The sequence below is a fragment of the Enterococcus sp. AMC1623 genome (genome assembly GCF_058216495.1).
On the sequence record NZ_CM177096.1, the window covers coordinates 303,831 to 316,712 of the forward strand.

Annotated in this window: 14 protein-coding genes and 1 CRISPR repeat array (1 of these 15 cut by a window edge); of the genes, 11 read left to right on the forward strand and 3 right to left on the reverse strand. The window is 35.7% G+C overall.

Translation table 11 applies throughout. From position 1 onward, the window contains the following. The first annotated feature begins 157 nt into the window (after positions 1 to 157). On the forward strand, positions 158 to 682 hold the full coding sequence (locus tag AC4BC7_RS01595; RefSeq protein ID WP_207940197.1) for an acyl-CoA thioesterase: 525 nt from the start codon (positions 158 to 160) through the stop codon (positions 680 to 682). Between the two features lie 40 nt (positions 683 to 722). Here AC4BC7_RS01595 and AC4BC7_RS01600 read toward each other — a convergent pair whose 3' ends face one another. Beyond that, positions 723 to 1,121 carry a VOC family protein gene (locus tag AC4BC7_RS01600; RefSeq protein WP_207940198.1) on the reverse strand — a complete coding sequence of 133 codons (399 nt, stop codon included), beginning with the start codon at positions 1,119 to 1,121 and terminating at the stop codon, positions 723 to 725. Positions 1,122 to 1,299: 178 nt separating this feature from the next. On the opposite strand from AC4BC7_RS01600, the gene AC4BC7_RS01605 reads away from it, so the two are divergent. Next, positions 1,300 to 2,145: a transporter substrate-binding domain-containing protein gene (locus tag AC4BC7_RS01605; RefSeq protein ID WP_490503631.1), complete on the forward strand. Its 846-nt coding sequence runs from the start codon at positions 1,300 to 1,302 to the stop codon at positions 2,143 to 2,145. Positions 2,146 to 2,159: 14 nt separating this feature from the next. Then, a complete protein-coding gene (locus tag AC4BC7_RS01610; RefSeq protein ID WP_207940200.1) occupies positions 2,160 to 2,849 on the forward strand; it encodes an amino acid ABC transporter permease in 690 nt (229 codons plus the stop codon). A 372-nt stretch (positions 2,850 to 3,221) separates the two neighbouring features. Here AC4BC7_RS01610 and argH read toward each other — a convergent pair whose 3' ends face one another. Next, the gene (argH, locus tag AC4BC7_RS01615; protein WP_490503632.1) at positions 3,222 to 4,592 is read right to left on the reverse strand and encodes an argininosuccinate lyase; all 1,371 of its coding nucleotides are present in this window, start codon (positions 4,590 to 4,592) and stop codon (positions 3,222 to 3,224) included. Positions 4,593 to 4,606: 14 nt separating this feature from the next. Beyond that, on the reverse strand, positions 4,607 to 5,809 hold the full coding sequence (locus tag AC4BC7_RS01620) for an argininosuccinate synthase (RefSeq protein ID WP_490503633.1): 1,203 nt from the start codon (positions 5,807 to 5,809) through the stop codon (positions 4,607 to 4,609). Positions 5,810 to 6,014: 205 nt separating this feature from the next. Between AC4BC7_RS01620 and AC4BC7_RS01625 the strand changes: the two genes are divergently transcribed. The 8 genes from AC4BC7_RS01625 to AC4BC7_RS01660 all read left to right on the forward strand — a co-directional run bounded on the left by AC4BC7_RS01625 (position 6,015) and on the right by AC4BC7_RS01660 (position 11,880). Then, complete coding sequence (locus AC4BC7_RS01625; protein ID WP_490504399.1) at positions 6,015 to 7,475, forward strand: amidase; 1,461 nt, start codon at positions 6,015 to 6,017, stop codon at positions 7,473 to 7,475. Positions 7,476 to 7,582: 107 nt separating this feature from the next. Continuing rightward, positions 7,583 to 8,107, forward strand: a complete 525-nt coding sequence (locus AC4BC7_RS01630) for a YqeG family HAD IIIA-type phosphatase (RefSeq protein ID WP_207940203.1) — start codon at positions 7,583 to 7,585, stop codon at positions 8,105 to 8,107. Further along, on the forward strand, positions 8,107 to 9,216 hold the full coding sequence (gene yqeH / locus AC4BC7_RS01635) for a ribosome biogenesis GTPase YqeH (RefSeq protein WP_207940204.1): 1,110 nt from the start codon (positions 8,107 to 8,109) through the stop codon (positions 9,214 to 9,216). Before AC4BC7_RS01630 ends, yqeH begins: the two co-directional genes overlap by 1 nt. Before the next feature lie 10 nt (positions 9,217 to 9,226). Then, entirely contained in the window at positions 9,227 to 9,538 is a 312-nt protein-coding gene (gene yhbY / locus AC4BC7_RS01640) for a ribosome assembly RNA-binding protein YhbY (protein ID WP_207940205.1), read from the forward strand. 60 nt (positions 9,539 to 9,598) lie between these two features. Then, positions 9,599 to 10,198, forward strand: a complete 600-nt coding sequence (locus AC4BC7_RS01645) for a nicotinate-nucleotide adenylyltransferase (RefSeq protein ID WP_243430471.1) — start codon at positions 9,599 to 9,601, stop codon at positions 10,196 to 10,198. After that, positions 10,188 to 10,775, forward strand: a complete 588-nt coding sequence (gene yqeK / locus AC4BC7_RS01650) for a bis(5'-nucleosyl)-tetraphosphatase (symmetrical) YqeK (protein WP_490503634.1) — start codon at positions 10,188 to 10,190, stop codon at positions 10,773 to 10,775. The genes AC4BC7_RS01645 and yqeK overlap by 11 nt, the downstream gene beginning before the upstream one ends. Positions 10,776 to 10,807: 32 nt before the next feature. Further along, a complete protein-coding gene (gene rsfS / locus AC4BC7_RS01655; protein ID WP_207940634.1) occupies positions 10,808 to 11,149 on the forward strand; it encodes a ribosome silencing factor in 342 nt (113 codons plus the stop codon). A gap of 2 nt (positions 11,150 to 11,151) precedes the next feature. Further along, on the forward strand, positions 11,152 to 11,880 hold the full coding sequence (locus AC4BC7_RS01660) for a class I SAM-dependent DNA methyltransferase (RefSeq protein WP_490503635.1): 729 nt from the start codon (positions 11,152 to 11,154) through the stop codon (positions 11,878 to 11,880). 288 nt (positions 11,881 to 12,168) lie between these two features. Continuing rightward, positions 12,169 to 12,882: direct repeats of the CRISPR family, unit length 32 nt; unit sequence GTTGCAGTCTTCATGACTGCATGGATTGAAAT (it continues 787 nt past the right edge of the window).

The following is a 12,882-nucleotide window of genomic DNA, read 5'->3' on the forward strand; positions in this document are numbered from 1 at the left end:
GTGAGACGTTAATTCTCTTTTGAATTTGCGACGAGAACCTGCTAGGTAGCAGGCGGCACACTCTCTGTAGTTCGGATATTTTATTGTTAATAGATGTATGTTATAATTTTGGTTCTTATAATAAAATTTGTGCTAAACTACAGCTGAGGTGATTTATTTGCAAGAAACTTATTGTCGATTATCGAAAGTTATTCAAACGCATCGTATTTTTCCATTTGATTTGAATCCGTTTGGTTTTTTATTTGGTGGAAAACTAATGACTTTGATTGATGATGCAGCCTCCATTTCAGTTACAAGACATTGTCGAAGAGGCGCGGTAACGGCATCGTTAGACCAGTTGAATTTTTTAAAGCCATTACATAATAACCACTCTGTATGTATCGAATCGTATGTGTCTGGAGCACATAATCGATCAATGGAAGTATTTGTCAAAGTAATTGGCGAAGACTTGGTGACTGGTGAACGTTATCTAGCAGCAACGTGTTTTACAACGTTTGTTGCAGTACCTTCGCATATGAATGAAGAAACGGAATTCACTGTTCCAAAAGTAATTCCTGAAACCGAGGAAGAACAATTGGTTTGTGGTGGCTACGAAAAACGTCGAGCTAGTCGCTTAGAAGAACGTAGCGCGTATAAAGAATTCGCTGCTAAATTATCAATTGATTTACCATGGTCAGAATAAGAAAAGCCGAAATTCAACAATTTTGAATTTCGGCTTATTTTTATACTTGCATCCAGGTTGGTTCAAGTGTATTTCCATCTAAATCGATTACTTCTAATCCATACATTTGATCTTCAGGAATGCCCATATCTACTTTATAAACACTACCACCATTTTCTTCAGCAATTTTGCCAAAGTTTTTAACTTCTTCGGCACTATTCAATGAAAAAGCAATTAACGTTGCACTTTGTGTTTTTGTATCTGCAATTGTACGATCTTTGATGAATAATTGATAAAATGAATGATCTAATAACATAATCCAGAAATTATCATCCCAAACCATTGAACTTGTTTGTTCAGTTGAAAACTCCTCATTTTTTTTGAAACCCAACTTTTCATAAAAAGCTGTAGAAGCAGCAACATCTTTTACGGGGAAATTGACAAATACCATTGTAGACATATAAATTCCTCCAATCCTTTTCTTTATTATCGTTTGAAAAGCTAAAATTTGCAAGAATATATACGAAAACAACAAATAATGCATATTTGTTGTTTATTTTTTATTAATTATATGATAAAGTGCATATATAGTTAAAAAAAGAAATGTTTATGTATAAATATTAAAAGGGGCAATTAATATGAAAAAAATAATTGGTTTAACGAGTATCGTAATAGGTTTATTTGCTTTAGCAGCTTGTGGTGGTGGTGAAACAGCTGGTTCAGGTTCTAGTAAAGCTTCTGAAGCAACTAATCAATTAGAAGAAATTAAAGAAGCAGGCGTGCTTAAAGTGGGAACATCTGCGGATTTTGCACCTTTTGAGTTTCATGCAATGATTGATGGCAAAGATACCATTGTTGGTGCTGATATTGATATGGTGAATGCTTTAGCGAAAGAACTAGGTATTCCTAAAGTTGAATTTTCTGATATGGAATTCAATGCCGTTTTAGCTGCTTTGGAACAAGGTCAAGTGGATATTGCTGTCTCTGGTATTTCTGCGACAGAAGAACGTAAGAAATCAATTGATTTTACAATGAATTATTTCTTACCTGAACAAAAAGTAATCGTGCATAAAGATAACTTAGATAAATATAAAGAAGTTAGTGATTTAAGTGGTAAAAAAGTGGGCGCACAAAAAGGTTCGATTCAAGAATCAATTGTAAAAGATCAACTACCAGATTCTCAGATTGTTTCTGTTCCAAAAGTACCTAGTCTAGTTCTTGAATTAAAACAAGGTTCTATTGACGCTTTAGTTGCAGAAAGTGCCGTTGCCGAATCATATGTTGGACAAAATGATGATATCGCAATCGCTGATGTAGCTTTAGAAACAGCGGAAGATGAAGCATACGCAATTGCTTTGCCAAAAGGTAGCACTGAATTACAAGAAGCATTAAATGAGGCGCTACAAAAATTAATTGATGACGGGGAAATTGCTGATTTTGTCCAAAAAAATACCGATTTAGCAAATGAGAATGCCTCTAAGTAGAAGGGGAGAATATTATGGATTACTCTTTTTTATCTACGTATTATAATTATTTTATTTCTGGCACACTCGTGACCTTGATTATTTCATTTATCACGATTATCTTAGGTACGATATTGGGCGTTATCTTTGCTTTAATGAAATTGTCGTCTGTACGTCCTTTCCGTTGGCTTGCAAATATTTATATTGAAGTTTTTCGTGGAACCCCAATGTTAGTACAAATTTTGATTAGTATTGGATTGCTGCATAAAGTTTTTAATTTGCCAACAATTCCAATTGGCGTGTTGGATATTGACTTTGGTCGCTTATTACCAGGGATTATCGCACTGTCTTTGAACTCTGGTGCTTACGTTGCTGAGATTGTTCGGGCAGGAATTAATGCAGTAGAAGTTGGACAATCAGAAGCAGCAGGATCGTTAGGATTACGACCAGCTCAAACCATGCGTTACGTTATCTTGCCACAAGCAATGCGTAATATTTTACCGCCATTAGGAAATGAGTTCATTGTCTTAATTAAAGATTCATCGTTACTTTCGACAATTGGTATTTATGAACTGATGAATAGTGCTCAAATTGTGATTACTTCGTCCTTTATTCCAATGAAACCACTGTATGTTGCGGCATCTATTTATTTCATTTTAACTTTCACTACTTCACAAATTTTGAAGATATGGGAGAAAAAATTAGGCAAAGGCTATCGCCGATAATTTTATTACAACAAGCAATCCCTCTATGTGAGTATTCACTTGCATAGAGGGATTTTTGTTTAAAAATTAAGTAATGTTTATTTAAATTTAGAAAAAACAGCTGATAGATATAATTGGATAGCTAATTTATAAAGAAGACATCGAACGGTTCATCCTAACCATTAAATGGCTCGCTACAGAAAAGTTATCAGCAGTATCTATCAAATGGATTTCTTGCTACAATCATTAACGAATCCAAACGAAACTTGGCTGTCGTTCAGTTCAATCCCATGAACGACGAATTGCATAAACCCCGACCAAATTTCTTCGGTCGGGGTTTGGTGTAACTATTGAGACGAACGTTAGAACATAACTGTCTAGCGTTCGTTTATTTTATAAGTGTTGTTTGGCTTGTTCAATTTGTTTTTCAATTTGTGCAAAACCGGTACCACCTAATGAGTTACGATTTTTGACAGCTGTATAAGAACTTAATTTATCATATAAATCTTCTTCGATAGTAGGAACAATAGATTGATATTCTTCAAGAGAAATATCTTGAAGATAAATACCTTTTTGAATACAAGAAAAAACTAACTTACCAACAATTTCATGTGCTTCTCTAAAGGGAATCCCTTTATTTGCGAGGTAGTCGGCTAATTCGGTAGCATTGGAAAAATCTTTTTCCGTAGATTCTAACATATGTTTTTGATTAACTTGCATCGAAGCAATCATTCCTGACATAATAGTCAAACTTTTTTCAACGGTTTCTACTGTGTCAAACATCCCTTCTTTGTCTTCTTGAAAATCTTTGTTGTATGCAAGAGGTAAGCCTTTCATCACCGTTAATAGACCAAATAAATCACCATAGACGCGTCCTGTTTTCCCACGAATTAGTTCGGCCATATCTGGATTTTTTTTCTGAGGCATAATCGAACTACCTGTCGAAAATGTATCTGATAATTGAACAAATTGAAATTCGTGACTACACCATAAGATAATTTCTTCGCAAAAACGAGAAAGGTGCATCATTAAAATTGAAGAATTGCTTAAAAATTCTAAGATAAAATCACGATCACTGACCGCATCTAAACTATTAGCATAGACTGAACCAAACCCTAATTCTTTAGCTGCGAATTCACGATCGATAGGGAAAGTGGTTCCAGCTAAAGCAGCTGCTCCTAATGGCGAACAATCAATTCTTTTTAGATTTTCCGATAAGCGTTCTTGATCGCGTGTGAGCATTTGGTAATACGCCAATAAATGATGTGCAAATGAAATTGGCTGTGCATGCTGAAGATGCGTATAACCAGGCATGATTGTTTCAATATTTTCTTCTGCTTTAGTGACCAATACTTTACGTAAGTCGTGAATTTTTTCTAAAATATCTTGCACCTTTTCTTTTAAATAAAGATGCATATCTGTTGCAACTTGGTCATTTCTAGAACGAGCGGTATGTAATTTACCAGCTACGGGTCCAATTTCTTCATGTAAAAAAGATTCAATATTTAAGTGGATATCTTCATTTTGTACAGTATAATCCAATTCGTCATTGGCAACTTTTTGCTGAATGATAGTTAATCCATCAATAATTTGTTGGCCTTCTTCTTGAGAAAGTATCTTCGTATGAACAAGCATTTTGACATGTGCTAAACTACCTAAAATGTCTTGTTTTGCTAATGCTTGGTCAAAGAAGATAGATGCGCCAAACGCATCTATCCAATCTTCATTTTTTCCATCAAAGCGACCACCCCAAAGTTTCTTCATGTAGTGAACCTCCGTTATGCATTGTTTTGTTTTGCTTGAATTTCTGCATGTACTTTACTTGGTAAGCCCCAAAGTTTAATGAAACCAACGGCTGCATCTTGGTCAAATGTATCTGCAGAAGTGTAAGTTGCTAAGTTTTCATCATATAAGCTGTTTTCTGATTTTCTACCTTCGCAAATAATATTGCCTTTGAACAGTTTGACACGAACTACACCATTCACATATTCTTGTGTGCTCTTTAAGAAAGCAATTAATGCATCAGTTAAAGGATTAAACCATAAACCATTATAAATTACTTGAGCTAGTTGATGTTCAATCATGGGTTTAAAGTGAGCTAATTCGCGAACGAATACTAAATCTTCTAATTCTTTATGAGCTGCCATCAACGTCATCGCGCCAGGACATTCATAAACTTCTCTGGACTTAATCCCAACTAAACGGTTTTCAATGTGGTCAATACGACCAACTCCATGATTTCCAGCTAATTGATTTAATTCTGCTACAAGAGAAGATAAATTCATTTCTTTCCCATCTAATGCTACTGGTACACCTTTTTTGAATGTAATTTGTACAATATCTGCTTGATCTGGTGTGTCTTCTAATTCTTTTGTTAGCTCATAAGCCCCTTTAGGAGGAGTTGCCCATGGGTCTTCTAATACACCACATTCACATGCACGGCCCCATAAGTTTTGGTCAATTGAATAAGGATTATCCAAGTCTGCAGGGATTGGCACACCTTTTTCTTGTGCATAAGCAATTTCTTCTTCACGTGACCATTTCCATTCACGAACAGGAGCAATGACTTTTAAAGAAGGGTCTAAAGCTGCAATAGCCACTTCAAAACGAACTTGGTCATTTCCCTTACCAGTACAACCATGTGCAATAGTTGTAGCATTTGTTTCATGTGCTAATTCAACTAATTTTTTTGAAATTAATGGACGTGATAAAGCAGAAACTAAAGGATAAGAATTCTCATAAAAAGTATTTCCTTGTAAAGCAATTAAGGCGAAATCTTGTGCAAATTCTTCACGAGCATCAATTGCATAAGACGCGCTAGCGCCAACTGTTAAGGCTTTTTGACGAATCGATTCTGTATCTCGACCTTCACCAACGTCTAAACAACAAGCAATAACATCGTAACCTTCGTCAACCAACCATTTTACAGAAACAGAGGTGTCTAATCCTCCAGAGTAAGCTAAAATAACCTTTTCTTTCATATTTATATAATACCTCGCTTTTAATGTGATGACGTTATAGTATCAGAAAATATTCTAATAGGCAATAGAAAAGAGAATAAATATTCAATATATGTAAATAAAAAGGGTAAATATACATTTATAAATAATTTAGAAATCAAAATATGCAAAAAAATTATGAAATTTTATTAATTTATGTTAAAAAGAAAGGGAGGTGAAGTAGATGATGAAAGATGGATTATTTTGGGCAGAACAGTTAAAAACAAAACAAATATCTTTTCAAGAATATGTAGAAGAAATTGAACGTAAGGTCTTAAAAGAAAACCCACTGTTAAATGCCTTAGTCACATTTGATAAAGAGTCAGCATTGAAGCAATATAATGAAACAAAAAATATTCAAGAGACCCCTTTTGCAGGATTACCGATTCCATTAAAGATGTTAGGACAATCTAAAAAAGATTGGTTAACGACATCTGGCAGTCGTTTATTTATTAACCAACGTGCATCCTATACGAGTCATTTTGTTCATTCATTAGAAAAAAATGGTTTCATTCCTTTAGGACAAACCGCTGCACCAGAATTTGGTTTTAAAAATGTAACGGATGCTAATATTTATGGCGATACAAGAAATCCCTGGAACTTATCATATTCAGCAGGCGGTTCAAGTGGAGGAGCTGCTGCTGTTGTAGCTGCTGGGATTTTTCCGATTGCTGCTGCTAGTGATGGAGGTGGTTCCATTCGTATTCCAGCTTCTTTTAATGGATTAATTGGGTTAAAACCAACGAGAGGAACGATACCAGTAGGACCTACAGGCTGGCGTGGCTGGCAAGGAGCTTCCATTTCTTTTGGATTGACTGTTTCGATGCGTGATACACAAGCACTGTTTTATGGGATGAGAGGAACAGAGCTTGCTGCACCATATCACGCGCCCCAAGTAGAGTGGCAACATCAACAAGCTACGCAAAAAAAATCATTGCGGATAGCTTTTTCAACAATTTCTCCAGTAGGTACAACAGTTTCTGAAGAGGCGATTCAGGCGGTGAAAGAAGCGATTGACTTTTTAGAAAGTCAAGGACATGAAGTGACAGACATTTCTTATCCAGTTGACGGACCACGATTGATTCGTGATTATTATCAAATGAATGGGGCGGAAACAGCGGCTATGTTTGAAGAGATTTCGCATGGATTACAGCGTGAAGTTACCAAAGAAGACATGGAGTTGATGACTTGGGGGATTTATCAATATGGCACCAAATTATCGGCAGCAAGCTACGTCCATTCGTTGCAATCGTGGGATGAAGCAGCATACCAGATGGAGACCCTTTTTGAAACATATGATTTATTTTTGACACCAACTACTGCATATCCCGCACCTAAAATAGCTACGGATTTACAAAGTGATGAGATTCGTACACGCTTAGCAAATGCAGCAGAGCTCTCAGCAAATGAAGCAGCTCAAGTCGTGTATGATATGTTTGAAGCAAGCTTAGCATTGTCGCCATACACGCAACTAGCTAATTTAACAGGACAACCAGCCATTAGCTTACCAACTTTTGTCACAAACGAAGGATTACCATTAGGCATTCAATTTATGGCATCTAAAGGACGAGAAGATTTACTTTTACAAATCGGTTGGGCCTTTGAAGAGAACCAACAGTTTAAACTTCCTAAAATTTATCGCAGATAATGAAAGTTTTAAGTAGATAACTTTTATTTTGTAACATTTTATTGTATAATCAACGGTTGAGGAGTACATCGGAGTACTCCTTCATTTTTTGACTACGAGGAGAAAATATGTTTTCAAATTACAAACCAACTTGGATGGTAGATGCGATTTATAAAGTGACACCTGAACAATTAAATAAGCATGGTATCAAAGCTGTGTTGACTGATTTAGACAATACTTTAATTGCTTGGAATAATCCCGATGGTACAGAAGAATTACGTATATGGCTTGAATCCATGAAAAAAGCTGAAATTCCTGTCATTGTGGTGTCAAACAATAATGCTGAACGTGTCGGACGAGCACTTCAAGCTTTTGAACTTGATTTTGTTGCACGTGCATTAAAACCTTTTGCGAAAGGAATTAATAAAGCATGTAAGGATCTTGGCGTAGAAAAAGATGCCATTGTAATGGTAGGCGATCAAATAATGACTGATATCCGGGCAGCTAATCGTGCTGGTGTGAAGAGTATTTTGGTACGTCCGGTTATTGATACAGATAGCTGGAAAACACAATTAAACCGTAAAATGGAAAAAAAAATTATGAACTATCTTTTAAACAAACATCCAGAAATGAAATGGCAAGGTGAAATATAATGACAGAAACAATTCAATGTATCGGTTGTGGGGTAACTATCCAAACTGAGAATAAAGACGAATTAGGCTATACACCTAATGCCGCATTAGAAAAAGGGTTAGAAACAGGAGACGTTTATTGCCAACGCTGTTTTAGATTGCGTCATTATAACGAAATTCAAGATGTTTCTTTAACAGATGATGATTTTTTACGTCTATTAAATGAATTAGGGCAAAAGGACGCATTAATTGTCAATGTGGTGGATATATTCGATTTCAATGGCTCCCTTATTCCAGGATTGCACCGTTTTGTAGGAAATAATCCAGTGTTATTAGTAGGGAACAAGGTGGATATCTTACCTAAATCATTAAAAAAATCAAAATTAACACAATGGATGCGTGAACGGGCCCATGAAGCTGGTTTACGCCCAGTGGATGTTTTGTTGACGAGTGCGAAAAAGCCACATGAATTATCGACGTTATTGGATGCGATTGAAGAATATCGTGAAGGACAAGATGTCTATGTTGTGGGAGTAACGAATGTTGGAAAATCAACGTTGATTAATCAAATTATTCGTCAATCAGCCGGTGTCCAAGAATTAATTACTACTTCCCGTTTTCCAGGAACAACATTAGATAAGATTGAAATTCCTTTAGAAGATGGTCAGTTTTTAATTGATACACCAGGGATTATTCATCGACATCAAATGGCTCATTATTTAGGGAAAAAAGATTTAAAAATTGTTGCACCACACAAGGAAATTAAACCAAAATCTTACCAATTAAATGCTGAACAAACATTATTTTTAGGTGGATTGGCACGCTTTGATTTTATCCAAGGTGAGCGTAGTTCATTTATTGCATATGTTTCAAATGATGTAGAAATTCATCGAACAAAATTGGCAAAAGCAGATGAATTTTATAACAAACATGTAGGAGGACTTTTACAACCACCGCGTGCAGAAGAAGTTTCTGAGTTTCCAGAACTTGTTCGCTTTGAATTTTCAGTGAAAGAAAAAACAGATATTGTTTTTGCTGGACTTGGTTGGATTACTGTAACAAAACCTGGTGTTGTTGCAGGTTGGGCTCCAAAAGGGGTCGACGTTCTAAAAAGAAAAGCATTGATATAAGGAGAAAAACATGGAATTAAGAGGAAAACAAAAGCGTTTTTTACGCAGTGAAGCACACCATTTACAACCAATTTTTCAAGTAGGAAAAGGTGGCTTAAATGATGCAATGATTACTCAAATTGGCGAAGCGTTAGAAAAACGTGAACTAATCAAAGTATCCTTGCTACAAAATACCGATGAAATTGCTGAAGATGTAGCAGCTGAATTAGAAGCTGCTTTACACTGTGATATTGTTCAAATTATTGGACGCGTCTTAGTGGTATTTAAACCATCATCAAAAGAAAAATATCAAAAAATTTCATCACGTGTTCGTTCAATTTAATGAAGGAGGTCTTTTGAGTTGCAAGGTGAAACTTTTAGTCGTGTACAAACATTTACAAAAATGGAACCAATTCGTACCTCACCGCGAAAGCAAGTAGGGATTCTTGGCGGGACATTTAATCCCGTCCATATCGCTCATCTCATTACGGCCGATCAAGTGGGAAAAGCTTTAGGTTTAGAAACTGTGGCGTTAATGCCTTCGAACCAGCCCCCACATCAAGATGAAAAAAAGACGATTGATGCAGTTCATCGTTTGCAAATGTTGGAATTAGCGATTGTTGATAATCCGCTACTATCCATTGAACCGATTGAATTACAACGTGCAGGTAAAAGCTATACGTACGATACTATGAAGTTATTGACAGAACAAAATCCAGATACCGATTATTATTTCATAATTGGTGGTGATATGGTGGAGTATCTACCCAAATGGTATAAAATAGATGAGTTAATGCAAATGGTGAATTTTGTCGGTGTTCGTCGACCTAATTATCCGACTGAAACAGAATATCCAATTATTTGGATTGACGTACCACTGATGGATGTTAGTTCTACTCAATTGCGTAAAAAAATTGCACAAGGTTGTTCTGTAAATTACCTCGTTCCGCCAAATGTGGTAAACTATATTCAAGAAAAGGGGCTGTACCTAGATGAAATATAGTGGAAATTATACCCAATTAGAACGAGAATTATTGATGCAACGCGTGCAAATGCAAATGAGTGAAAAACGTTTCCGACATGTTTTAGGTGTGGAAGAAACCGCAATTGCTTTAGCAGGACGATATGGTGCTTCTCTTGAAAAAGCAAGTATCGCTGCATTGACGCATGATTATGCCAAAGAACGTTCTGACGATGAATTTAAATTAGTTATTCGCCGTGATAATTTTGATTTAGATTTGTTAAATTGGGGAAATGAGATTTGGCATGGGTTAGTAGGTGCTAATTTTGTTCAACGTGAGCTAGAAATAGATGATGAAGAAATTCTACAAGCTATCCGTGTGCATACAACCGGAGCTGCCGAAATGTCGTTATTAGATAAAATTATCTATGTGGCAGATTATATTGAACCTAGTCGTAATTTTCCTGGGGTAGAAGAGGCGCGAGAAATTGCCTTGAGAAACTTAGATAATGCAGTTGCTTATGAAACGAAACATACACTATTACATCTTGTAAGTAAAGAAGTACCAATTTATCCAAAAACAATTGAAACATATAACAAATGGGTTGCAAAAAAGTAACCAAGGAGGGAATTATCATAGATAGTAAACAAATTTTAGAAATCGCTGTTCGTGCAGCTGATTCTAAACATGCAGAAGACATTATGGCATTAGACGTACATGAAATTTCATTATTAGCAGATTATTTTGTAATTTGTTCAGGAAACAGTGAGCGTCAAATTAATGCGATTGTTGATGAAATTATTGAACAAGTAGAAAAACAACAAGTAGAAGTGAAACGCGTAGAAGGTAAAGATGGTGGCAAATGGGTATTAATCGATTTAAGCGACGTTATTATCCATGTATTCAGCAATTCTGAGCGTGATTTTTACAATCTTGAAAAACTTTGGTCAGATGCACCATTAGTTGATATCAATGAATGGGTCGTTGAGTAATCATGGCTTATGAAACTTTTGCATTCGTTTACGATGAGGTAATGGATACTGATTTATATAAACGTTGGCTAGATTTTTCATTACGTCATCTTGGCGAGCGCAAACAAATTTTGGAGTTAGCTTGTGGTACAGGCGCATTAGCAGTTGAATTTGCAAAAGGTGGTTTTGATGTGACTGCCTTAGATTTATCAGAAGAAATGTTGATGATCGCAAGTGGACGCGCACAAGAAGCAGAAGTAGCTATTCAATTTGTTGAAGGAGATATGTTAGATTTATCTGATGTCGGTACTTATCAAGCAATTACTTGTTTTTCTGATTCTATTTGTTATATGCAAAATGAAATGGATGTTCAACAAGTTTTTGATGGCGTATATCAAACCCTTGAAAATGATGGGATTTTTATTTTCGATGTACATTCAACCTATCAGATTGATGAAGTGTTTCCTTCATATAGTTATCATTATCAAACGGAAGAGTTTGCTTTTTTATGGGACAGCTATCAAGGCGAAGAACCCCATAGTATTGAGCATTTCTTGACATTTTTTGTCCAAGATGAAGATGGTCATTTTATTCGTGAAGATGAATTGCATCAAGAAAGAACGTATTCATTAGATACCTATCTAATGTTGCTAGAAAATGCTGGCTTTAGTCATGTTGAATCATATGCTGATTTCATTGATAGTGAACCGAATGAAAAAAGTCGTCGTTGGTTTTTTGTTTGCCATAAATAGTAAGAAGACTGAGGAAAAACTCAGTCTTTTTTATTTTGAAAATAGTTGTTTAAATTGAAGCGTGGTATACTTAGTTAAAGTAACTAGTAATTTTCTCAATAAGAAATTAGTGCGAATAGTAAGCTCCCATAAAATCCCTAGGAGATTCGCACCAATAAAATGAACGAAAGTGAGAAAATGATGAGAAATAAATACGATTATATCCTATTTTGAGACAAAAAATAATTATAATCGGGCGATATTCATCAAAAGTAACGCGTTTTTGTCTTATTTTTACTAACAATCGCCGTTGCAGTCTTCATGACTGCATGGATTGAAATTCTACCTATTGTACTGTTAATACAGTTATCAATATGTTGCAGTCTTCATGACTGCATGGATTGAAATAAATCAAAAATGGTACCTAGTAATAAAACTTGGGTTGCAGTCTTCATGACTGCATGGATTGAAATCGGTAAAGTCATTGATGACATTTTAAAGTCCGACCGTTGCAGTCTTCATGACTGCATGGATTGAAATTGGACGTATGCTCAAGGTTACGGAGACTTTGAGGAGTTGCAGTCTTCATGACTGCATGGATTGAAATCCATATACGTTGTACCCTAGACCATCTGCTTGACCGTTGCAGTCTTCATGACTGCATGGATTGAAATTCGGCTCATTAAAACATTGTCATCATCTGTATAAGTTGCAGTCTTCATGACTGCATGGATTGAAATTTGCCAAAGTATTGACAACTGTAAATCCTTGTTGGGTTGCAGTCTTCATGACTGCATGGATTGAAATAGGCCCATTTGCTCCCAATAGTCGCATGGTAGAGTTGCAGTCTTCATGACTGCATGGATTGAAATGTGGTAAAAGAAATACGTTTGAAATGACTGCGGAATGTTGCAGTCTTCATGACTGCATGGATTGAAATTTAAACCATTTATGGTTTACTCACGGTGTTATAGTTGCAGTCTTTATGACTGCATGGATTGAAATTTCGCCATCTACAATTGG

Bases quoted from the DNA above. Each gene is read 5' to 3' on its own strand.
- AC4BC7_RS01620 (WP_490503633.1), bottom strand. From the start codon at position 5,809: ATGAAAGAAAAGGTTATTTTAGCTTACTCTGGAGGATTAGACACCTCT.
- AC4BC7_RS01610 (WP_207940200.1), top strand. From the start codon at position 2,160: ATGGATTACTCTTTTTTATCTACGTATTATAATTATTTTATTTCTGGC.
- argH (WP_490503632.1), bottom strand. From the start codon at position 4,592: ATGAAGAAACTTTGGGGTGGTCGCTTTGATGGAAAAAATGAAGATTGG.
- yqeH (WP_207940204.1), top strand. From the start codon at position 8,107: ATGACAGAAACAATTCAATGTATCGGTTGTGGGGTAACTATCCAAACT.
- AC4BC7_RS01645 (WP_243430471.1), top strand. From the start codon at position 9,599: ATGGAACCAATTCGTACCTCACCGCGAAAGCAAGTAGGGATTCTTGGC.
- AC4BC7_RS01605 (WP_490503631.1), top strand. From the start codon at position 1,300: ATGAAAAAAATAATTGGTTTAACGAGTATCGTAATAGGTTTATTTGCT.
- AC4BC7_RS01660 (WP_490503635.1), top strand. From the start codon at position 11,152: ATGGCTTATGAAACTTTTGCATTCGTTTACGATGAGGTAATGGATACT.
- AC4BC7_RS01625 (WP_490504399.1), top strand. From the start codon at position 6,015: ATGAAAGATGGATTATTTTGGGCAGAACAGTTAAAAACAAAACAAATA.
- yhbY (WP_207940205.1), top strand. From the start codon at position 9,227: ATGGAATTAAGAGGAAAACAAAAGCGTTTTTTACGCAGTGAAGCACAC.
- AC4BC7_RS01600 (WP_207940198.1), bottom strand. From the start codon at position 1,121: ATGTCTACAATGGTATTTGTCAATTTCCCCGTAAAAGATGTTGCTGCT.
- yqeK (WP_490503634.1), top strand. From the start codon at position 10,188: ATGAAATATAGTGGAAATTATACCCAATTAGAACGAGAATTATTGATG.
- AC4BC7_RS01630 (WP_207940203.1), top strand. From the start codon at position 7,583: ATGTTTTCAAATTACAAACCAACTTGGATGGTAGATGCGATTTATAAA.